Source organism: Methylobacterium sp. 001424705, assembly GCF_059816145.1.
The window spans coordinates 95,382-117,810 of sequence record NZ_JCBANU010000009.1 but is presented as its reverse complement, the minus strand read 5'-3'; the positions used below and the strand labels follow the sequence as shown (position 1 = coordinate 117,810).

General features: G+C 70.2%; 15 protein-coding genes. 7 read left to right on the top strand and 8 right to left on the bottom strand.

Annotated elements, in window-relative coordinates; genetic code table 11:
* Positions 1 to 351 precede the first annotated feature (351 nt).
* On the top strand, positions 352 to 4,470 hold the full coding sequence (locus AC6EUL_RS09405) for a beta strand repeat-containing protein (protein WP_499869921.1): 4,119 nt from the start codon (positions 352 to 354) through the stop codon (positions 4,468 to 4,470).
* Between the two features lie 80 nt (positions 4,471 to 4,550).
* Here AC6EUL_RS09405 and poxB read toward each other — a convergent pair whose 3' ends face one another.
* Positions 4,551 to 6,311, bottom strand: coding sequence for a ubiquinone-dependent pyruvate dehydrogenase (gene poxB / locus AC6EUL_RS09400; protein WP_499869920.1), 1,761 nt, complete (start codon positions 6,309 to 6,311; stop codon positions 4,551 to 4,553).
* A gap of 258 nt (positions 6,312 to 6,569) precedes the next feature.
* On the opposite strand from poxB, the gene AC6EUL_RS09395 reads away from it, so the two are divergent.
* Together AC6EUL_RS09395 and AC6EUL_RS09390 are read left to right on the top strand one after the other, a co-directional pair.
* Positions 6,570 to 6,812: a PilZ domain-containing protein gene (locus AC6EUL_RS09395; protein ID WP_056495567.1), complete on the top strand. Its 243-nt coding sequence runs from the start codon at positions 6,570 to 6,572 to the stop codon at positions 6,810 to 6,812.
* An 84-nt stretch (positions 6,813 to 6,896) separates the two neighbouring features.
* Positions 6,897 to 7,154, top strand: coding sequence for a PilZ domain-containing protein (locus AC6EUL_RS09390; RefSeq protein ID WP_056221625.1), 258 nt, complete (start codon positions 6,897 to 6,899; stop codon positions 7,152 to 7,154).
* Between the two features lie 10 nt (positions 7,155 to 7,164).
* On the opposite strand, the gene AC6EUL_RS09385 is transcribed toward AC6EUL_RS09390, so the two are convergent.
* From AC6EUL_RS09385 to AC6EUL_RS09355, 7 genes are read right to left on the bottom strand one after another with little or no spacing between them, the layout of a single operon-like run.
* Positions 7,165 to 8,448, bottom strand: a complete 1,284-nt coding sequence (locus AC6EUL_RS09385; protein WP_056495571.1) for a hypothetical protein — start codon at positions 8,446 to 8,448, stop codon at positions 7,165 to 7,167.
* Positions 8,445 to 10,241: an alpha/beta fold hydrolase gene (locus AC6EUL_RS09380; RefSeq protein WP_499869919.1), complete on the bottom strand. Its 1,797-nt coding sequence runs from the start codon at positions 10,239 to 10,241 to the stop codon at positions 8,445 to 8,447. Before AC6EUL_RS09380 ends, AC6EUL_RS09385 begins: the two co-directional genes overlap by 4 nt.
* Positions 10,231 to 12,666, bottom strand: a complete 2,436-nt coding sequence (locus tag AC6EUL_RS09375) for a glycoside hydrolase family 2 protein (protein ID WP_499869918.1) — start codon at positions 12,664 to 12,666, stop codon at positions 10,231 to 10,233. Before AC6EUL_RS09375 ends, AC6EUL_RS09380 begins: the two co-directional genes overlap by 11 nt.
* A 9-nt stretch (positions 12,667 to 12,675) precedes the next feature.
* Positions 12,676 to 13,650 (bottom strand): DUF1839 family protein, encoded by a 975-nt coding sequence (locus AC6EUL_RS09370; RefSeq protein ID WP_056221613.1) that lies wholly within the window; start codon positions 13,648 to 13,650, stop codon positions 12,676 to 12,678.
* 4 nt (positions 13,651 to 13,654) lie between these two features.
* A complete protein-coding gene (locus AC6EUL_RS09365; RefSeq protein ID WP_499869917.1) occupies positions 13,655 to 14,623 on the bottom strand; it encodes an amino acid--[acyl-carrier-protein] ligase in 969 nt (322 codons plus the stop codon).
* The gene (locus tag AC6EUL_RS09360) at positions 14,623 to 15,786 is read right to left on the bottom strand and encodes an acyl-CoA dehydrogenase family protein (RefSeq protein WP_499869916.1); all 1,164 of its coding nucleotides are present in this window, start codon (positions 15,784 to 15,786) and stop codon (positions 14,623 to 14,625) included. Before AC6EUL_RS09360 ends, AC6EUL_RS09365 begins: the two co-directional genes overlap by 1 nt.
* Positions 15,783 to 16,037 carry an acyl carrier protein gene (locus AC6EUL_RS09355; protein ID WP_244472596.1) on the bottom strand — a complete coding sequence of 85 codons (255 nt, stop codon included), beginning with the start codon at positions 16,035 to 16,037 and terminating at the stop codon, positions 15,783 to 15,785. Before AC6EUL_RS09355 ends, AC6EUL_RS09360 begins: the two co-directional genes overlap by 4 nt.
* 429 nt (positions 16,038 to 16,466) lie before the next feature.
* Here AC6EUL_RS09355 and AC6EUL_RS09350 point away from each other — a divergent pair, with 429 nt between their 5' ends.
* From AC6EUL_RS09350 to AC6EUL_RS09335, 4 genes are all read left to right on the top strand, one after another.
* The gene (locus tag AC6EUL_RS09350; protein WP_499869915.1) at positions 16,467 to 17,555 is read left to right on the top strand and encodes an acyltransferase family protein; all 1,089 of its coding nucleotides are present in this window, start codon (positions 16,467 to 16,469) and stop codon (positions 17,553 to 17,555) included.
* A gap of 253 nt (positions 17,556 to 17,808) precedes the next feature.
* A complete protein-coding gene (locus tag AC6EUL_RS09345) occupies positions 17,809 to 18,996 on the top strand; it encodes a glycosyltransferase (RefSeq protein WP_499869914.1) in 1,188 nt (395 codons plus the stop codon).
* A 12-nt stretch (positions 18,997 to 19,008) separates the two neighbouring features.
* Complete coding sequence (locus AC6EUL_RS09340) at positions 19,009 to 21,207, top strand: GumC family protein (protein ID WP_499869913.1); 2,199 nt, start codon at positions 19,009 to 19,011, stop codon at positions 21,205 to 21,207.
* Positions 21,207 to 22,424 carry a glycosyltransferase family 4 protein gene (locus tag AC6EUL_RS09335; protein ID WP_499869912.1) on the top strand — a complete coding sequence of 406 codons (1,218 nt, stop codon included), beginning with the start codon at positions 21,207 to 21,209 and terminating at the stop codon, positions 22,422 to 22,424. Before AC6EUL_RS09340 ends, AC6EUL_RS09335 begins: the two co-directional genes overlap by 1 nt.
* The last annotated feature ends 5 nt before the right edge of the window (positions 22,425 to 22,429 follow it).

Here is a 22,429-nt window from a genome sequence, read left to right as displayed (position 1 = left end):
GTGCCAACCGAAGCGATCAACCGGACGCGGTCGGCGGCGCGGCCGAAGGGCCGTGCGCCGCGTCCGCAGCCTCGGACGCCTGTCCGCCAGAATTCGCGCGAAGCATCTAATCATTTTTCGTTATTCAAAGAACCAAAGGTTTGATTTTACTCGTTGTCCCGCTGCGGTACGTAAAATTGAACGAAAAAACGGCAGCGTTATCGTCTAGTGGCGAACGGTTGTTCTGGCGTCCTGATCTTTACTGGCGCTCGTCTGGCTTCTCCGGAACGCGCATCGGACCCTGTCCGCGTCGATAGATAAGCTGTGGTCGTCGTTGTTCGTATTTTTCTGTCGTAGGGAGACAGGGACGCCATGTATACGATTGACGGTAATCTCGGGGAATGGGCGCCTTCCGACCGTCTGAATCCCATCGACGGCGGGCCGATGGATTACGGCCTCTACGGGCACATCGAGAGCGGCGTGGCGACCTTCGCCATCACGGCACCCGCCGGGACCGCCATCGGAACCTTCACCACGATCTGGCTCGACACCGATGCCAACACGGCGACCGGATACCAGATCTTTGACCTCTACGGCGGCTACGACTTCAACATCAACATCGCGCCGGACGGGCAACCGTATCTCTATACGGGCGTCGACGGGGGGACACTCGTCTCGGTCACGCCCCTCACCCACGCCTACAACGCCGATCGCTCGGTGCTGGAACTCAGCCTCCCGACGGCCCAGATCGGCGGGCCGACCAGCCTGAACGTTTTCGCGGACGTCAACAACGCGGTCTTCATTCCGGGCGATTACGCGGCCGGCCCCTACACGATCGCTGAGACCAATCAGCCCGGAGACCTGACGCTGTCCGGGCTGACCGACGGCAATGCGTCCGAAGGCACGCCCATCGTGGCGACCCTCACCGATGCCGATGGCCTCGTGCCCGGTGGGCCGGCGCTCTACACCTTCCTGGATATCGTCGCGAATCAGGTGCTGCAGGCCACCGATTCCAACAGCTACACGCCGACCTACGGCGACAGCGGCAAGATCATCGCCGTCACGGTCACCTACACCGACGCCCTGGGGCACGCCGACTCGGCCTCGGCCTCGGCCGGCAGCGTCACGGACGTGGACCGCGCCGGCAGCGTCCTCCTGTCGGGCTCGGTGGCGGAAGGCCAGACCATCAGCGCCAGCCTGTCGGACCCCGACGGGCTCCCGGCACCGGGGGGCGTGACTTACGCCTTCCAACTCGACGGCGGCACGGTCGAGACCAACAGTTCCGGCCAGTACACCCTGGGCTATGGTGATGCCGGCAAGGGGCTCTCGGTGGTCGCCACCTACACCGATGGGCAGGGACATGCCGGCATCGCCTCGGCTGTCGGCGGCAGCGTCACGGACGTGGACCGCGCCGGCAGCGTAATCCTCTCGGGCGCGGTGACGGAAGGCCAGACCATCAGCGCCAGCCTGTCGGACCCCGACGGGGTCCCGGCGCCGGGCGGCGTGACTTACGCCTTCCAGCTCGACGGCAGCACGGTCGAGACCAACACCTCCGGCGCGTACACGCTCGGCTACGCCGATGCCGGCAAGGTGCTCTCGGTGGTCGCGAGCTACACCGATGGCCAGGGCCACGCGGACATCGCCTCGGCCGTGGGCGGGAGCGTCACGGACGTGGACCGCGCCGGCAGCGTCCTCCTGTCGGGTTCGGTGGCGGAGGGCCAAACCGTCAGCGCCAGCCTGTCGGACCCGGATGGGGTTCCGGCGCCGGGCGGCGTGACTTACGCCTTCCAGCTCGACGGCAGCACGGTCGAGACCAACACCTCCGGCCAGTACACGCTCGGCTTCGGCGATGCGGGCAAGGTGCTCTCGGTGGTCGCGAGCTACACGGATGCGCAAGGGCACGCCGACATCGCCTCGGTCGCCGGCGGCAGCGTGGCGGACGCGAACCAGGCCGGCAGCGTCCTGCTGTCGGGCTCGGTGACGGAAGGCGAGACCGTCAGCGCCAGCCTGTCGGATCCCGACGGGGTCCCGGCATCGGGGGGCGTGACTTACGCGTTCCAGCTCGACGGCAGCACGGTCGAGACGAATACGTCCGGCCAGTACACCCTCGGCTACGCCGATGCCGGCAAGGTGCTCTCGGTGGTCGCGAGCTACACCGATGGCCAGGGCCACACCGGCATCGTCTCGGTTGTGGGTGGCACCGTCACGGACGTGGACCGCGCCGGCAGCGTCCTGCTGTCTGGCCTGGTGACGGAAGGCCAGACGATCAGCGCCAGCCTGTCGGACCCGGACGGGGGCCCGGCACCGGGGGGCGTGACTTATGCCTTCCAGCTCGACGGCAGTACGGTGGAGACCAACACGTCCGGCGCGTACACGCTCGGCTACGCCGATGCCGGTAAGGTCCTCGCGGTGGTCGCGAGCTACACGGATGGCCAGGGCCACGCGGACATCGCCTCGGCGGTGGGTGGCAGCGTCACGGACGTGGATCGCGCCGGCAGCGTCCTCCTGTCCGGCTCGGTGGCGGAGGGCGAGACCGTCAGCGCCAGCCTGTCGGACCCCGATGGCGTGCCGGCAGCCGGCGGCGTGACTTATGCCTTCCAGCTCGACGGCAGCACGGTGGAGACCAACACCTCCGGCCAGTACACGCTCGGCTACGCCGATGCCGGCAAGGTGCTCTCGGTGGTTGCCAGCTACACCGATGCGCAGGGCCATGACAGTGTGGTGGCGGCTGCGGGCGGCACCATCACGGACGTGAATCGCGCCGGCAGCCTGCTCCTGTCGGGCTCGGTGGCGGAGGGCCAGACCGTCAGCGCCAGCCTGTCGGACCCGGACGGGCTCCCGGCACCGGGGGGCGTGAGCTACGCGTTCCAGCTCGACGGCAGCACGGTGGAGACCAACACCTCCGGCCAGTACACCCTCGGCTACGCCGAGGCCGGCAAGGTGCTTTCGGTGGTCGCGAGCTACACCGATCCGCAGGGCCACGCGGACATCGCCTCGGCGGTGGGTGGCACCGTCACGGACGTGGACCGCGCCGGCAGCCTGCTCCTGTCGGGCTCGGTGACGGAGGGCGAGACCGTCAGCGCCAGCCTGTCGGACCCGGACGGGGTCCCGGCGCCGGGGGGCGTGACTTACGCCTTCCAACTCGACGGCAGCACGGTGGAGACGAATACGTCCGGCCAGTACACCCTCGGCTACGCCGAGGCCGGCAAGGTGCTTTCGGTGGTTGCCAGCTACACCGATGCGCAGGGCCACGCGGACGTCGCCTCGGCCGTGGGCGGCAGCGTGGCGGACGGGGACCGGGCCGGCAGCCTGCTTCTGGCCGGCCTCAGCGATGGCCGGGCCGTCGAGGGACAGAGGCTGACCGCCCGGGTGACGGATGCGGATGGCGACCCGGCGGCCGGCAGCGTCGCCTACGACTTCAAGCTCGACGGGATCGTCGTCGAGACGAACAACACCGGCGTCTATACGCCCGGCTATCAGGATGGCGGCAAGGCGCTCGCCATCGACGCGACCTACACCGATGGTGCGAACCATCCGGGACTCGCGTCCCAGACGCTCGGGGCGATCGTGGACCTGGGATCGCGCGACGCCGTCACGTTCGCGTTCGCCTTCGACGCCTCGCAGGTCCGGATCGAGCAGGGGCGATCGTTCGTCATCGATCCGAGCGGACTGTCACACGACGTCACCGGGATCTCCGAAATCAAGTTCACCGATGGGACCATCGTCGAGAACGATGCCAGCCCGCTGGTCGACGACCTGTTCTACTATGGCAGCAACAAGGACGTCTGGCGGGACGGCATGGATGCCGACACGCACTACGCCCAGTTCGGCTGGCTGGAGGGCCGCGATCCGAACGCGGAATTCTCGACGACGGGCTACCTGGCGGCCAATCCGGACGTCGCGGCCGCGAAGGTGAATCCCCTGACGCATTACGAGACCAACGGCTGGAACGAGGGCCGCGATCCGTCGCTCGGCTTCGACAACGAGCTGTACCTCGCCCGGAATCCGGACGTGAAGGCGGCCGGCATGAATCCCCTGGTCCATTACCTCGCTTTCGGCCAGGCCGAGGGGCGCGAGACCTATGCCGCCGTCGGCCGCGCGCTCGACCTGAACACGCATCCGGGCTTCGACGCGGAATACTACCTGCTGTCCAACCTCGACGTCGCCCAGGCGGCGCTCAAGGCCGGCGGGGACAGCTTCGCCTTCGCCTACCAGCACTACGAGACCAACGGCTGGCACGAGGGCCGCGATCCGAACGCGATCTTCGACACCCAGGGGTATCTGGCGGCCTACCAGGACGTCGCCGCCGCCAACATGGATCCCCTGGCGCACTATCACGACTTCGGCTGGAAGGAAGGGCGGGATCCGTCCGCCGGCTTCCACACGAACGCCTACGAGGCGGCCAACCCGGACGTCCGGGCCGAGCAGATCGACCCGATGCTGCACTACCTGCAGTTCGGCGCACTCGAGGGCCGATCCCCCCTGGGCTGACGGCCTCGGGCGGCTGGGAGACCCCGGCCGCCCGAGCGGCGCTTGCGGTGAGGGCGGGCCGCCCGGGCGGCCCTCCGCCCTCAGCGCAAAAGGTTCGTCTTCGCCAGGTCGAGGACCGAATCCCCGCGCCCGCTCATCACCGCCCGCAGGACGTAGAGGCTGAAGCCCTTCACCTGCTTGCCGTCGATCTTCGGGGGCATCGAGAGTTCCTGGCGGGCCACCACGCAGTCGAGGAGAGCCGGGCCCGGATGGGCCATCACCGCGCGCACGGCGTCCTCGAGTTCGGCCGGGTCCTCGACCCGGACGGCATGGATGCCGGCGCCGCGGGCCATGGCGGCGAAGTCCGGGTTGTCGAGGGACACGCCCGTCTCGATGTAGCCGGCGGCCTTCATCTCCAGCTCGACGAAGCCGAGGGTGCCGTTGTTGTAGACCACGATCTTCAGGGGCAGCTTCTGCTGGCGCAGGGTGAGGAGGTCGCCCATCAGCATGGTGAAGCCGCCGTCGCCCGAGAGCGACACCACCTGCCGGTCGGGATAGGCCGATTGCGCGCCGATGCCCTGCGCCATGGCGTTGGCCATCGAGCCGTGGACCCAGGAGCCGATCAGCCGGCGCCGGCCGTTCATCTTCAGGTAGCGCGCCGCCCAGATCGTCGGGGTGCCGACATCGGCCGTGAACACCGCATCGTCGTCGGCCGCCTCGCTCACCAGCTTCGTCAGGTATTGCGGGTGGATCGGCGGCTTTGCCGATTTCAGGCCGAACCAGCCCTTGGCGGGCGCCCCGGTGGCGAGGTCGTCGAGGTCCTCCCGCGCCTTGGCGTAGTGCTTCAGGGCGGCGTCGAGATGCTTGCGCTCGGTCTTGACGGTGAGCTTCGGAAGGAGGGCCCGGAGGGTGTCGTCCACGTGGCCGACGAGGCCGAGGTCGAGCTTGCACCGGCGCCCGAGCTGGCCGGGGCGGATGTCGACCTGGGCGATCGTCGCGTCCTGCGGGTAGAACTGCCGGTAGGGGAAGTCGGTCCCGAGCATCAGCAGGGTGTCGCAGGACATCATCGCGGCGTAGCCCGACGAGAAGCCGATCAGCCCGGTCATGCCGACGTCGTAGGGGTTGTCGTACTCGACCACGTCCTTGCCGCCGAGGGCATGCACGATCGGACTCTTCAGGGCCTCGGCCAGTTGGAGCAGCTCGGCATGGGCCCCGGCGCAGCCGCGTCCGCACAGCAGGGTGATCCGCTCCGAGCCGTTCAGCAGCGCCGCGAGCGCGTCGAGCTCGGGCTCGGCCGGGCGCACCACGGGTCTGGGCGGGATCAGCCCCGCATTGGGGGCGACGCCGCGGGTGGGCGCGTCCATCAGGGCGACGTCGCCGGGGATGATGACCACGGCGACGCCGGAGAGGCCGATCGCCGCCCGCATGGCGTTCTCCAGCACCTGCGGCAGCTGGGAGGCGTCGCCCACCATCTCGCAGTAGTGGCTGCACTCGCGGAACAGCTCGCCCGGATGCGTCTCCTGGAAGTAGCCCGAGCCGATCTCGGACGACGGGATATGGGCCGCGATGGCCAGCACCGGGGTGCGGGTGCGGTGGCAATCGTAGAGGCCGTTGATCAGGTGGACATGGCCCGGCCCGCAGGACCCGGCGCAGACCGCGAGCTTGCCCGAGAGCTGGCTGTCGGCCCCCGCCGCGAAGGCTGCCACCTCCTCGTGGCGGACATGGACCCAGTCGATGGTGCCCCGGGCCCGCAGCGACTCGGTCAGCGCGTTCAGGCTATCCCCGACGATGCCGTAGATCCGCTGGACGCCCGTCTGGTCCAGGGTGTCGACGATGAGGTCCGCGACGGTGACGATCTTCATGGCGCTCGGCTCCGGTTGTCCCCTGCCGAACCGGATGCCGCACCCGGCGGTTCCAGCCGAGGGTTGTGTCCCACGCGCAGCTGTCATCCGGGGGCGTTGGCGCGGGGCGCGACCTCGTCGCGACCCTCGGCGTATACGCTGCGCGGTTTCCGGCCCCGACTTTTCTCGGGAATACGGGCAATTTGAGCGACCCGGTTAGGCCGTCCTTGGCGCGGGCCGCCGAATCTGGGCTGTCCGATCTGTCTCGAGATCCGCCTCATGCAAGACCGCCGCGCCGAACCCCGGATCCTGTCCGATGAGACCGGCAGCATCACTCTCGACGAACACACCGAGATCGCCTGCCTGGTCCATGATGTCTCCCTGGGCGGGGTCAGGATCACCCTTCCGGATGCCACCCGGGTGCCGAGTCCCTTCCTGCTGACGGCGCCACCGCTGGACGGGATCAAGCTCTGCCACGTCGTCTGGCGCACCGATGAAATGATCGGTGTGCAATTCCGCTGACGATCCGCCCGGCGGATCGTGGATACCGAGTCGTAACCACTGGGACTCTACCTTCGCCTCGACCACAACCACATGGCACCCCCGATGGAAGAGAGACGATCCGAGCCCCGCTCCCGCACGTTGCTGACAGGCAAGATCGCGTTGCAGGGTGGCGGCGTGATCGACTGCACGCTGCGCAACCGCTCCGCGTCCGGCGCCCGGCTCCGGGTCGCCAGCGTGGTCGGCATTCCCGACCGCTTCACGCTGCTGCTGGAGCTGCAGGGCGAGCGCCGCCCGGCCCGGGTCGCGTGGCGCAAGCCGGGTGAGATCGGCGTCCAGTTCCTCGACGAACCGGCCCTCTAGAACCGGCGGGCTACCAGATCTCGAGGACGGCGAGGCGGTCGGTGGCCGCCACCGTGGGGACCTGCATCGGTGCCAGTCCCGTGACGCTGACGACGCCGTCGTCGCCGAAGCGGTGCAGGCGCAACCGCCGGGGCGGGCTCGAAAGATGGAGCGCCACGGGGCGCGGCGCGCTGTCCGGGCGCGGCGCCCGGGCGTTGCGGTCCCAGCCGTCGAGCCCGAGCCAGACCGGCACCAGCAGGGCGCCGTCCGCCCGCTGGAAACTCGTCGCCACCAGATCGGGCACATCGACCGGCAGCACGACCCCGATGCGGTCTCGGGACGCCGTCGCGTCCTCTGCGCGACCGCCGAACAGGCGGATCAGGCTCCGAACGGCGGCGAAGGACGCGCTCGGCGTGCCGTCATGGGCGATCAGTCCGAACCGGCTCTCCGGGTCGGCATCGCCCCCATCGAACGCGGAGATCAGCTCGTAGAGATAGGTCCGGCGTACGCCCTGCAGGTAGCTCCACAGGAGGAGGCGTGGCAGGTAGCGGGCGCGGAGAGCTTCCGAGACCGGCAGGTGGGCGCTCCGGGTGGCCAGCGCCGTGTGATAGCCGGTCTCCGTGACGATGACCGGCGCGGTGCCGAAGACCGGCCGAACGGCCGCGAGGAAACCGCCGAGACTGCCCGCCCCTCGGGTTTCGGGATGCTCCAGCCCCGGATAGGCGTGGACGTTGGCGAGATCGACCGAGGCGGACAGGTTCTCCGCGGCGGCGATGTTGGCCTGGATGTAGCTCGGCCCGGCCACCCGGACGGTTCGGTGCCGCGGGGCGTCCCGCACCGCGCGGAACAGCGCCGCCTGATGCTCGGCGGACAGGCGGGCAAGGCCCGGACGCGCGGCCACCGGCGGCTCGTTGCCGCCCTCCACGACGACGAGCCCGTCCTCGGCCCAGTCGGCGATCTCGGCGAAGCGCTCCGGCGGCACGCGCGGACCGGGGGTCAGGCCGTCGTAGAAGACCAGGCTGAAGCGGTAGCCCCGGCGGGCGAGCCCCGCGATCCGCTCGAACTGCCCGGCCGGCTCCGTGCCGACGAGGACGATGTCGTCGCGCAGGTGGCGCACGCCGAGGTCGTCGAGGGCGGCGGCACAGTCGGAAAAGCGCGCGACGTAGGGCGAGCCGCCATGGCCGAGATGCACGTTGATGCCGATGGCGTCGATCAGGTCCTCGCAGCGGTGCGCCGGCGCGGGTGCGGCCTCGATCCGCGATGCGAAGGCCCCCGCCCCAAGGGCCAGGGTCGCCCGGCGGGTGAGCCCGCTCACGCCAGGCTCGCCAGAACGGTGGCCCGGGAATCGGTCTCGACGGGTTTGTGCGCTTCCGCGCGGGTCGCCCGGGCTTCCTGAACCGCCGTCAGGAGGTCGCGCAGGTGATGCCCGAGCAGGGCCTGCGCCGTGGCCGAGCTGAAGTTGTGGTCGACTTCGGGCACGATCGCCACCGGCGCGCCGAGGCGCCGGTCGGCCCGACCGGGCGCGCGGCCGAGATAGCGGTGGAGGGCGGCGAGCCCGGGGTCGCCGGCGCTGTAGACCAGGCGGATCTCGGCGCCCCGTCGCCGCAGCCGCGCCACCCGTCGGGCGACGGAGCCGCCGGGGGAGATCGGGTTCACGAGGCGCCGCAGCCGCCGGACGGCCGCATCGAGGCCGCGCTTGGCCAGGGTCGCGCCGATCGCCCGCACGTGGATCTTGCCGCGCAGGAGCCGCCGCCAGGTCGCGCCCCGCTTGAGCAGCGCCGCATAGGTGCCGGTGCTGCCGAACGTCTGGCGGATCACGGCGTCGACGTCCTGATCCGGGTCCCAGTCGAAGCAGTAGGGGTTGATCAGGAGCGCCCCATCGACCCGGGCGTCGCGGCAGAGGGCCTGGAACGCCGCATGGGCGCCGCTGCAGTTGCCCATGAGGACGATGGGGCCTCGGACCTCGGCAAGGTGATCGAGGGCACGGCCCACATCCGCGAACCCGTCGGGGGCGTAGGGCGGCCTGCGACCGTCCGACCGGCCGCCGCTGTCGCCGATGCCCGCGAGGTCGAAGCGGAAGGACGGAATGCCGTCCACCGCGAGCCTGCGGGCGAGCGTGGTGGTCTGCCGGCCCCACCCCGAATGCACGGTCATGCCGGTGGAGACGAACACCACCGTCGGCGCGCCCGGATCCTGCCGCCGGGGCGTACAGCGGATGCCGAACAGGTCCGGTTGGAACCGGGCGGGCGTCTCGGACCAGCCGGGGCCGACGAGGTGCGCCGGGCCGAGATCCAGGGGAATGGCCGGACCGGCGATGGTGACGCCGTCCGTTGCGAAGGCGGTGATCCGATCGAAATCCGCCTCCGGGACCTCGGCGAAGATCGGGTCGCCGACGAGAAGCGGAAGGCCCGGCAGCGGCCCCGTCTCGACGGCGCTGCCGAGCGCCGTCAGCCGTCCCGCCAGCGTCCGGGTCTCCGGTGCGAGAAGCAGGGTTCGCGGGGCCGGCGCGCGGGTGATCGCACCGGCGTCGAGGGCGCCGACATCGGTCAGGAAGGCTGCATCCATGCGAAAGCCCCCGACCGACAGGCCGTCCGGATCCGCCTTCGGGGCCGCGCCCTCCGCGACGCCGCCCACCGTCCGGGCGCGAAGCCGCATCTCGCGGAGATAGGCGCGTCCGGTCGCGGCCGGTGCCAGCAGGACCAGGCGGTCGACGCTCTCCTCCTGGGCCGCCAGCAGGGCCAGGTTGGCGCCGAGGCGCAGGCCGACGAGGACGATCTCCGTGACGCCGGTCGTCTCGCGCAGGAAGCGCATCGCCCGGCGGATCGCCGCGACGTTGGCCGAAACCCGCACCTCGCCGGGATCGCCGGAGTTGCCCTCCCCCGGATAGTCGAACCGCAGGGTCGGGCAGCCGGCCGCGGCGAGTCGATCCGCCAGGGCGCGCCAGGGGCGATGGGCGGCCATCTGCTCGAACCCACAGGCGCCGCACAGGAGCACGCCGCGCCGGCCCGCGGCCGGGTGGACCCATCCGAACAGGTCGTCGAAGGTCACGGGCATGGCGGCGTCGGGCGCCGCGTGCGTCTCGTGCTCGGGGCGGACCTCACGCGTCATGACCGAACCTCACGCTTTCGCTGCTGTTGAGGGCCGCGACCGCGCCCTGCGGGAGCCGATGGCACCCGGGGAAGCGAACCAGCCGCTCTGTCCCCGGTGCCAGGTGGAAGCCGCTGTCGCAGGGCCGCGCCGCGGAGCTCCGCACGCTCACCCCGAGGGCGAGATGGTCGGTTCCGATGCGCAGGGTCGGTACGGATGCACCGGCCACGGGTTCGACCCGCAGGCCGATCGCCTCGGGAGTGACCGGCAGGGGGCCCGGAAAGTGGAAGCTTTCGGCGACGACCGCGCCGTCCGCATCGGTGAGACGGGCATGCGCGAGGTCGTGGATGCGGGGGCCGAAGCGGTAGCTGTCGGTGGCATCGAAGAAGCGGCCGAGCATCTCGTCGGAGGAGAGGGTCAGCGAGGCGCGCGGGTCGACCGTGATCCCGCGTTCGGCCCGGGCCGCGACTTTGCCGGTGCGATCCGCGAAGATCAGCCCCAAGCGCAGGTCGACCGGCCCGGCGGTCTCGTTGTGGACATGGAGGTGGAGACCGCTCAGGCCCTCGTCCGACAGGGTGACCTGCACCGGGCGGAAGGCGCGCTTCAAGGCGTACCAGCCGGATTTCGGGGTTTGGGTCCAGTCGATCACGCCCCAGCCGGTGCCCGGCTCGAGGTCACGCAGGAACCAGACGAGGCCGCCGGCAGTCGGCGAGCGCGCCCGGCGCCACTCGGCGAAGGTCGCCTCCATCACCTCGGCCACGGCGGCGCGGCCGAGTTCGAGGTAGCGCTCGGGATCGGCGGCGCGCAGGGCGGCGGGATCGACCCCGTAGAGCAGGGCGACATAGTGGTCGCGCACCTGCTCGAAATCCCAGTCGGCGCCCCGGTCGCGGGGGATGCCGCGAGCCCAGAGCGGATCGGCGGGCCCCATCTGCCCGAGCGTCGCCGGTTCAGGCGGGTTGGCGAAAGCGAGGCATTCGCTGGCGAATCCCACCTCGGCCCGGCGCGCATCCTCCAGAGGGCGGCGATAGGCACCGACGCCGTAATAGTGGGTACAGCCCGCGCTCGGCGAGAACGGTAGGTCGCCGCCCGAGGGCGAGTTCGGTACCACCACGAGGTCGGGACGGGTGCCGGCGACGAGCCCCGGCAGCGTCTCGGTGCAGAAGGCGTCGGCCCAAACCGTCCGCGGCGCCCCGAGCATGGCCGCCTGCTGCCAGACTTCGCTGCCGCCGCAGATCACGGCGAGGCAGGGTGCGAGCTGAGTCCGCTCGAGGATCCCCGACACTTCCCGGTCGAGGCTGGCGGCAAAGCCGGCGGCGTCGTGTGGATAATCGAAATTCGCCAGCATCAGGTCCTGCCAGACGAGGATGCCGGCGGCGTCGCAAAGGTCGTAGAACTTGGGCGAGGGATAGAGGGTGGCGCCGGAGACGCGCAGCATGTTCATGCCGGCCTCGCGCGCAAGGTCGACGAGGATGGCGCCATCCTCGGTGCCGAGGCCGACGAGGTCCGGGGGGGTCCAGTTGGCACCCCGACAGAACACCGGCACGCCGTTGACGGCGAGCGCCAGGCCCTCGGCGAAGGGTCGTGCCAGCGACAGGCTGCGAAAGCCCGTGCGGCCGAGATCGACCGTGGTGCCGTCGATTTCCACGCGCACGGGATGGAGGTGGGGCGTGCCGTGGGTATGGGGCCACCAGGGCGCCACGCCGGGCAGCGCCAGGGTTCCGGTGAACAGATCGGTCTCGGATTCCGTCAGGGTGACCGCGCGCCCGGCGCAATGCAGTGTGACCGATGCGGGATGGCCGTTGATCCGTAGGCGCGCGGCCAGCCGGCCCACGTCGCCGTCATAGGTGGCCCGCAGGTCGGCTTCCACCAAGCCGCGGCGCAAGGGCTCCACCGTGATCGGGCGGTAGGGACCCACGAGGTCGATGTCCGGGCACCAGCCCGGCATGAAGCCGAGGAGGCTCGTTCGGACGTGGCGCAGGGAGCCCGGCGTGATCATGCGGGGGCGCCAGCGCCCGCGTTTGCCCGGGCGGTCGAGCTCCGCCTTGAGCGACCGGAAGCAGAGGCCGAGCTCGGCCCCCGGCCGGAGATCGGCCTCGACGGCGTAGGCCTCGAACATCGAGCGGGAGACCAGCACGGGCATGCCGTCGAGCCACACCTCGGCGAGGGTCGCCAAGCCCTCGAAGCGCAGGCGCACGGGACCGCTTTGGGTCAGCCGGGTCCGGTACCAGACGTCCTGGTCATGAATCGGCGTCGGTGCCGACTCCGACCAGCCTCCGGCGTCCCGCAGGGCCGCGGCGACGGTGCCGGGCACCGGGGCGGGGATCCAGTCCGCCGCCTCCGACAGGTCGCCCGGGCCGGCCCAGGCGCCGGGCGGCGTCAGGGCGAGCCGCCAGGGGCCGTCCACGGCCTGCGGTACCACACCGTCGATGGACCGGATCCTGGCCACGCTCCGCCCCTATCGATCGAGCGCGCGGTCGAGGGCTGCGAACACGTCCGCGTAGGTGGCCGCGAGCCGGTCGAGACGCGGCGCGAGACCGTCGGCACTGCGGCGGTGGAAGGCCCGTGCAAGCTGGAACTGGAAGGCCTTGGCCTCGACGGCGAGGCGCGCGGCCGCGTCCGAGGCTGGAGCGAAAGGCCCCGCAGCTGCCGCTTCGAGCCAGGCGAGATGGCTCGCGAGCATCTCGAAATTCGCTCCGAGCTGGCGCGTGGTGTTGAAGGCGTAGGCGTGAAAGACCCCGAGGGGGCGCTGGACCAGGGCAGGCGCCGTCCGCGCGAGGGCGTCGCGGAACGCCAGGACCGGATTGTGCGCCGGCGCCCGCGTACGGTGGCGCCGTAGCAGGTCGAGGGCGGCGCCCGGCAGGTCGGCCGGGCTCATGGGGGACGCGACCGCCTTCACGAACTCCGCGTAGGGCGGCAGCACGGCAGGTCCGAAGATGCCGTGGTAATTGTCGCCGGAGAGCCGGAAGCGACCGGCATTGTGAAGGTAGTCGAGCTCCCGGGTTTCGGGGTCGAGGGCCAGGATACCGATCGTGGTCTTGCCGTGCTCCCGGCCGTAGGTGGTGCCGGAAGTATCGGGCAGGTGGATCGCGTCCACTTCCACCAGCACCGGGCGGCCCTGTTGGACCTGGATCAGGGCCTGCGCTTCGAGGGTGTCGTAGACCGCGAGCTCCAGCACCTCGATCCCGTAGAGCCGCTCGAGATCGGCCGCCGGCGGCTTGAAGAACGTGAACTGGTCGCCCTCGAAATCCTGCCGCAGGGTGAAGCCCAGCATCGCCTCCGGCACGAGGCCGCGCCCGTGCAGGAGTTCGATCCAGAGATCGACGTAGCAGTTCGTTTCCGGCCAGTTGCGGTCGGCCGCATGGAGCAGGTGCGGCGCGTAGGGCGTCTCGGGGGCGAGCCCCTGCGCCGGCCGGAGGCGTGCGGCGGTCACCGGATCAGCCCCACAGAGTGATGTGCACGGCATCCGGCCAGGCGGCGAGGTCCAGGCCGTGATGGCGCAGGAGCGCCAGGGTGATCCGTTCCAGGCCGAAGCCGACGCAGGCAGTGTGCGCGACGCTGCCGTCGGCTTGGCACAGGTTCCAGGTCGTTCCGAAATGGTCCTGATGGTAGTTGAAGCTGAGGCAGGCGGTCGGCTTCTCGACGCTGTTCACCGGCACGTTCAGCTCGAACTTCAGGTTCTGCTGGCGCTGGTTGTTGGCGAGCATCCGCCCGGCCCGGCCGAAGAACGGGTCGTTGGCGACGTCGATCGCCAGCGGCAGCAGGAGGCTGCGGATCATCTCGGTGCCGCGGGCGAGCCAGGATTCACGGAAGGCCAGCACCTGCTCGGGGCTGCCCATGCGCACGTATTCGCGCATCCGGAAGAGCTGCATCCGGGTCGGCTCCAGGCTGGGTTCGCGCCGGAAACAGTACGATTGCAGGTCGAACAGGCCGCCCTCTTCGGGCAGGCGGCCGCGCGCTGCGGCGGCCGGGTAGAGGGGGTAGCAGGCTGCGGGGGTGAGCACGATGTCCGTCGCCTGCTGGTGACCGGTCCAGTCGCTCCGGGCTTCGACGCAGGCGAGAAGCTCGGCATGCTCCGCCTCGTTGCCGCAGAAGCTGTGAATGGTGCCGGCGAGGTTCGGGAAACCCTTGAGGTAGCCGCTGCGCTCGAAGGCTGGCCGACTCATGCCGGGGGGAAAGCGCATCACCTCCGCCCCGTCCGCCGCGCCGAGGCGGCTGATCAGGCGCTCGAGGGCATCGACGACGCTTTCGAAGGCGCCGCTGCGGCCGTAGAGGCCGTCGACGCCGGTGCGTACCAGGAGGCCCTGGTCGAACAGGCGGTCGAGGAAGCTCGGGACGCCGTCCGGGGCCTCGTCGAAGATTTCGGCGGCGCGGGAATCTGCCCGGGGAGAGAAGGTCGAGTCCATCACGCGCTCATGAGCTGGCCGCCGCCCTTCTGCACGAGCAGAAGCTTGGCGGTGTTGGCGAGGATGCGGTCGTTTCCGATCATCAGCGGCGCCGACAGGACGTCGCGCAGTGGCCGGCCGAGGCTGAAGGGCGTGCCGTTCTTGTAGCCGGCGAGGCCGACGATCGAGAGGGCGCGCTGCACGATGTCGACGGCCATCTCGGAGGCGGTCGTCTTCAAGTTGTTCAGCATGACGGAGAAGCCGATCGACCCGATGGTGTCGACGTCTCCCTGCGCGTCCTCGTAGCGGCGCAGCGCCGACACGATGGCGGCCCGCATCGCCTGGAGGGCGTTCGAAACTTCCGCGAGGCGCAGGGCCGTCGGCGGCACCTGCCCCGGCTGGCGCCGGGCCTCGGCCTGCACGAAGGTGCGGGCGCGGTCGACAGCGGAATTGGCGATGCCGAACCAGACGCTGCTCCACAGGAGGTGCGAGGAGGCCAGCATCGACTGGGCCGCGATCTCCGCGAAGGGCTTGGGCAGGATCTGCTCGACGGGAATGTTCCGGGCCTCCAGGCGGAAGCCGTCGCTGCAGGTGCCGCGCATGCCGAGGGTGTCCCACACGCTCTTGCGCTCCAGTGAGATCTGGTCGGCGAACAGGGCCACCAGCACTTGATCGGAGCCCGCGGCCTCCGGGTGGCGCCGGGCAGTGGCGAGGATCAGGTCGGCCTGCGTCCCGTAGGAGATCACGGAGGCGTCTTTGCCGAGGGCGAAGACGCCGCCGGTGGTCTCGACGGCGCAGAAGCTGGTGCGCAGGTCGCCGCCGATCCCGGCCTCCGTGGTCGAGGAGGCGACGAGGAGCTGCTCCTGGGCGATCCGCTCCATCAGGTGACAATGCCACGCGCTGTCCAGGCCGTGGGCCACGAGGCTCGCGACCTTGATGTGGTGCATCGCGAACACCATCGCGGCACTGCTGCACGCTTGCCCAAGCGTGCAGCACAGGTCCGCGATCTCTCTCAGCCCGGCCCCTTCGCCGGCGAACTGGCTCGGGATCTGCAGGCCCAACAGGCGCTCCGCCTTAAGGGCCGTGACCGCTTCCAGGGGGAAGCGGCCGTCTCGGTCGACGGCGTCGGCATGGAGCGCCGCGATCGTCGCTGCCCGCTGCGCGCGCTGGGCCAGGGTACTCATGCGGCCTGCGGATGGAGGACGGTGGCCACGGTCTCGCGGATCGCAGCGATCGACGCGAAGGACTTGCGGGTCAGGAACTCGTCCGGGAACTCGATGCCGAACCGCTCCTCGAGGGCCAGCATCAGCTGGACCGAGCCGAACGAGTCGAGGCCTCGATCGAACAGGCTGTCGTCGTCGCCGATCTGTTCGGCGACCGGCGCGAGCACCTCATTGGTCGCGAGAATCTCGCGGATGTCCTGGGAGGTGACCAAGGTACGGCTCCTTTCTAAACAATAGCACATGTATTGGCTGGCAATTTGAATTGTCAAACAACAAGGGCCACGATGGTAAATACCGGGCTCTGTTGTGTGCGATCGGGTTTGTCGACGGCCGACGCTCCGATGCTCACCCAACGCGCCGGTCTTCTGATCGATCTTCGTGCTAATCCTAGAGGAAGGCGACTTTACAGGCGCTTTCCCCAAGGTCCTCCGGCTCGAAAATTCACCGGCATTCGCAGCGCTAGGGACAACACCTGATAGCGTGGTAAACAAAGTCTCGCAATAATTGACAAAAGGCGGAACGATTCAGGATAATGCCTGGAATGACGTGACTTTGCGGGCCGGCGCGCGCTCAGGTTCGACGATCAGGCGTTGACCGGGTCCGCTCCCGTTCAGCGGACGCACACGATCCTTCGGCGAGAGATGATCTACAACCTGCAGATCCTGCGCGCCCTGGCGGCCTATTCGGTCTTCCTGACGCATTTCGGACTGTACGCGGGACCCATCCTGCCGAGGCCCGACGCGATGGCGTTCGGAGCGGCGGGCGTGGACGTGTTCTTCGTCCTGTCCGGCTTCATCATGTTCGTGAGCACGGCCGGGCGAAGCGAGACCCCCGGTTCGTTCCTGCTCCGTCGGGCGATTCGCGTGGTACCCCTCTACTGGCTCGTCACCCTCGGGCTGGCGCTGATCGCGCTTGCCGGATTGAAACCCATCGGCATCGTCGAGCTGCGGCCGGATTACGTGGTGCAGTCACTGCTGTTCCTGCCGTTCTCGCGAGGCGGCTACGTCGAGCCCCTCAATTCGGTGGGCTGGACGCTCAACTACGAGATGTTCTTCTATGCCGGCTTCGCCGCCTTGCTGCTGGTGTCGGACTTGCGCGCGCGGATGATCGGCCTGGCCGCCGCCTTCGGTGCGCTGGTCCTGCTCGGCCTGGCGCCGGTACCGGGCCTCTACTGGGCCTATTACACGAAGCCGATCGTGTTCGAATTCGTGGCCGGTGCGGCTCTGGGCTACGCCTATCTTCGCTGCGGGGCGCCCTCGCCCGGCTTCCCGGTCCGGCGGGCGGCCGTCGGCGCGCTCGCGGTCGCGGGCGCCCTCATCCTCGGTGGGCAGGCGGTGGCGGGCGCCCTCGGCGCCGATTTGGAGATGACGGGGTTCCTGCGCCCTCTCGTCTGGGGGAGCGCCGCGGCGCTCGCCGTCGGCGCGCTGCTTCTGCTGGAGCGGGGCGGCATCGTCCTGCGCTCGAGGTGGCTGTTCTCCCAGGGGAACGCCAGCTACGCGTTCTACCTGATCCACAATCTGATGTTGCATGCCGGCGCCAAGGTGGCGGCCGTTCTGGTGGTTCCCGGTCCCCTGCGCGTCGTCCTGGTCTTCGTCCTGGCCTTCAGCGCTTCCGTGCTCCTCGGGGAATGGCTGTTCCGCTGCGTGGAAAGGCCCATCGGGGCCGCCCTGCGGCGGTTGTGCGACCGGAGCCCGGGCCCTGGACCGCTGCCTGGCGCGGTTCCTTCCTGAACGAACGGACGCCGCGATGCGAAACCACCGTCTGTCTTGATCCTTCCTAAAAACCTAATACGGGCAGGCTGGTTTTCTATAAAAGCGTCCGCAGACTGTTATCTCTAAGTACTGATCGTGCGTAAGATGACTTCAGCACGTGGGTTTATCATAGTAGTTTAGTTCGAAGAGAGAATGCTCTCAGGGGTCGGTGTCATGCCGTCCGTCTGCGGAGGTTCTCTCGGTGTCCGGCAGGCCGGCGAGGATGGTTCGGATGCGTATCGCGATCGTTCACGACTGGTTATACGTGGTCGGAGGCGCCGAGCAGGTGCTGCGCCAGCTGCTGAAGATCTATCCGCAGGCCCATATCTATACCCTGTTCGACTTCCTGCCCGAGTCCGCGCGGGCCTATCTCGGCTACACGCAGGCGCGCACGAGCTTCATCCAGCGCCTTCCCCTCGCGCGCACGCGGCACCGGCACTACCTGCCGCTGATGCCGCTCGCCATCGAGCAGTTCGACCTGTCGAGCTACGACCTCGTCATCTCGAGCAGTTACGCCGTGGCCAAGGGCGTACTCACCGGACCGGACCAGCTTCACGTGTCCTACGTCCACTCCCCCATGCGCTACGCCTGGGATCTGCAGCACACCTACCTGCGGGAGAGCGGCTGCGCGAGCGGCCTCAAGGGCCTGCTCGCTCGGCTCATCCTCCACCGGATGCGCCTGTGGGACTACCGCACCGCCCCCGGGCCGAACGCAATCATCGCCAATTCCGGTTTCGTGGCGCGGCGGATCCATAAGGTCTACGGTCGCGGCGCCGAGGTGATCCCTCCGCCCGTCACCTTGTCCAGCCAGCGCTACGACGGACCGCGCGGGAACCACTTCCTGGTGGCGAGCCGCCTCGTGCCCTACAAGAACGTCGAAGCCGTGGTGCGTGCCTTCGCGCAGCTGCCCGGCCTGAACCTCGTGGTCGCCGGCACCGGTCCGGAGGCCGAGCGGCTGAGGGCGATCGCGACCCCGAACGTCACCTTCGCGGGGTTCGTATCCGACGAGGAGTTGCGCCGTCTCATGGCCACGGCCCGCGCCTTCGTCTTCGCGGCGGAGGAGGATTTCGGGATCATCGTTGTGGAGGCCCAATCGGAGGGCACGCCCGTCCTCGCCCTCGGGCGCGGCGGCGCTCGCGAGACCGTGCAGGTCCGTGGGCCGAACCGCACGGGCCTGTTCTTCGACACGCCCGAGCCCGATGCCATCGCGTCCTGCGTCTGCGACTTCATCCGCCAGGAGGACAGCTTCACCCGCGAGGCCTGCCGGAACCAGGCGGAGCCGTTCTCCTCCGATCTGTTCCGCATCCGCTTCTCGCGCTTCGTCGACGAACAGCTCACGATGCATCGCGCCGCCTGCGAGCCACGCCTGCGCACCCTCTCCCGGCTCGAGGCAGTTCCCCGCTTCGAAGCCGTGTCCTGAGGAGCGGCGCGCATGTCCCTCCTCACCCTCGACATGCCCGACCGCGCGCCGGCCGCCGGGCGCGTACCCGAGCAGGACCGCCAGCGCGGCGGCGCGCTCATGGCGCCCCTCCTCAAGATCTGGCGCCGCCGCGTCCTGTTCGCGACCGTCTTCGTCGCCGTCCTCGGGCTCGCGGTGGCCATCCTGTTGCGCACGCCCGCCCAGTACGTGGCGACCGGGTCCGTCATCGTGGCTGAGCCGGAGCCGGGCGCCAGCAACGCCTCGATGGCCTGGATTCAGAAGCTCGGCGATCCAGCCGATCTGGAGAGCCAGATCCTGGTGATCCGCTCGCCCCGCCTCATGCGTCTCGCCGCCGAGAGCGGCCTCGCCGAGGCGGTGATGTCCGAATGCCGTGAGACCGTCACCCGTGGGCATCCCGACCGGATCACGGAGAAGAAGGATGCCGTCTGCGCCAAGCTCGGCGCGGACCGCGACGCGCTCGTGGAGTATCTGCAGAAGCGCTACATGGTCGGCAGCGCCGGCCGCTCCCGCGTCATCGCCATCGGCTACAAGTCGCCGCTGCCCGAGGTGGCGCAGACGATGACCAACGCGCTCATCAACGCCTTTCTGGAAGACCAGCGCAACGCGCAGGCCTCGAGCCGCAAGGCGGCCACCGACTGGCTGTTCACCGAGATCAAGCAGCTCGACGCCTCGATCCGCGACGACGAGGCGCGCATCCAGGCCTTCCGCCGCCGTAAAGGCCTCGTGAAGGGTGCGACCGGTCCGATCAGCGCCGAGCGCCTCACCGGGATCAGCCAGCAGCTCGCGGCCGCCGAGGCCGCCAAGGCGGATGCCGCCGCACGCCTCAAGGAGATCGAGGCCGACCGTCGGCGCGGCTCCGACAGCGCCCCGGCGGTCCTCGCCAGCCGCGCCGTAGGCGACCTCAAGCAGCAGATCAGCGGCGTCAGTGCGCAGCTCGCCAACCAGAGCACTCTGCTCGGCCCGAACCACCCGACCGTTCGCGCCCTGCAGACCGAGCAGGCCAGCCTGCGCGCCCGGATCGACCGGGAACTCGCCAACGTCGCCGACGGCCTGCGCAAGACCTACGAGGCCTCGAACAGCCTGGCCCGCTCCCTCCGCGCCCAGATGGACGCCGCCAAGTCCGAGGCGGCCGCTGCCATGGACGACGAGGCCTCGATCGAGGGCATGGTCCGCAACGCAGAGATCAAGCGCGCCCGCTATGCCGACCTCGTGAAGCGGGCGAGCGAGCTGGAGACCGAGCGCCGCATCCTCACCGGCAGCACTCGCTTGGTCAGCCTCGCCGAAGTGCCACAGGAGGCGTTCTCGCCCAAGCCCGTCCCGTTCCTGGCCGGGGCCGTCGTACTGGCGACCGTGCTCGCCGCCGGCGCCGCCCTCCTGCGCGATCTCGCCGACCGCCGGGTCCGCACGCCCGCCCAGCTGGTGGCCGGCACCGGCGCCCCGGTCTTCGCCCAGCTGCCCTGCCTGGATGCCGGCGGCCTGATGGGCCGCCTTTCCGACCGGCGCCGCGAACTGCCGCTGGTCGAGGCCCTGCAGCGGGCGCAGGCGGATCCCGGCATGCGGAACGTGCTGCGGACCCTCCACGCCCACCTGTTCCTGGCGGGCGGCGACGGCTCGCGCACGGTGCTGGTGACTTCGGGCAAGCCGCGCGAGGGCAAGTCCTTCACGACCTTCGCCATTGCCGGCCTCAGTGCCGCGAGCGGTCGCCGTGTCCTGGTGATCGAGTGCGACCTGCGCCGGCCCAACTTCGAGGCCTCCCTCGGTCTGGGCCGCAGCCCCGGCCTCGCCGGCATCCTGCGCGGCGAGATCGACGCGGCGGCGGCCGTCATCGCCAAGGACGGATTCGACGTCATCCCGGCCGGCGTTCCGACGCCGGACTCGACCGAGCTTCTGATGAACCACCGCATGGCGAACCTCCTGCGTTGGAGCCGGCGCTACGACCTCGTGCTCCTCGACAGTCCGCCGACCAGCCTGCTGATGGATGCCTGCATGCTCGCCCGCCACGTGGACGGCGTGCTCTGCTGCACCCGTGCGGGCCGCTCGCAGCTGTCCGATACGATCGAGACCGTGACGAGCCTGCGTCAGGCCGGCGGCGCCGTCCTCGGCATCGCCATGACGATGGTCAAGCCCGGCGGCCAGCCGGCCTACGAGGCCATGCCCCTGTCCTTGCCGCATCGTACGGGAGCCGCCTGATGGCCGGGACGCTCTCGACCGCGAACGGTTCCGAGCGGGCGCGCACCGCGCGTCCGGTGGGGGCGCGGGCGGCCCAGCCCCGGGTGCTGTTCGTCAGCCACACGGGCACCATGTCCGGCGCCGAGCTCGTCCTGCGGGACGTCGTGCGGGCCTGGCCCGGCTCCCAGGCCTTCCTGTTCGAGGGCGGCCCCCTCGCCGACGCCCTGCGGGAGGCCGGCCTGACGATCCGGCTCGCAGCGCCGGGCGCCGACCTCTCCGGCCTGCGCCGGGACGTCTCCCCCTGGCGCGCCCTTCCGGTGCTCGGCCGCCTCGCCCGTTTGGCGCGGGACCTCGCCCGGGCCGCGCGCGGCTTCGACGTGGTCTATGCCAATTCGCAGAAGGCCTTCCTGCTCGCGGCCCTGCCGGCCCGTCTCGTCGGCCGCCCTCTGGTCTGGCACCTGCACGACATCCTCGACGGCGCCCATTTCGGCCCGGCGCAGCGGATCGTGCAGGCCCGGCTCGCCAATGCCTGCGCGGCGTGCGTCATCGTCCCCTCGCGGGCCGCGGCCGAGGCGTTCGTGCAGGCGGGCGGACGCCGGGACCGGGTGACGGTGGTGCCGAATGGCCTCGACCTGATCCTCGACCCGCGCCCCGTGGCGGAACTGCGCACGGAGCTCGGCCTGCCCGCCGGGCCCCTCGTCGGCGTGTTCAGCCGTCTCGCACCCTGGAAAGGGCAGGACGTCGTGATCGAGGCGCTGGCTGAGATGCCGGGCCTGCGCTGTCTGGTGGTGGGCTCTGCCCTGTTCGGCGAGGATGGCTACGCGGCGGGCCTGCGCGACCTCGCGGCGGCCCGCGGCGTCGCCGACCGGGTCCTGTTCCTGGGCCAGCGCAGCGACGTGCCTCGCCTGATGCAGGCCGTCGATGCGGTGGTTCATCCCTCCGTGGACCCCGAGCCGTTCGGCCGGACCCTCGTCGAGGCGATGCTGGCCGGCGTGCCAGTGGTCGCCACCGATGCCGGCGCTTCCAGCGAGATCCTCGACGGCGGCGCCCTCGGCACCCTCGTACCGCCCCGTCGCCCCGACCGCATCGCCGCCGCCCTCGCCGAGATCCTGGATCGCCCGGAGGCTTTCGCGGAGCGCACTCGCCTGGCTCGCGAGCGGGCCCTCGCCCGCTACGGCGCCACCCGGATGCAGGACGACCTCGCCGACCTGATCCGCCAGGCCGCCGCTCGCCCGTGACGCTG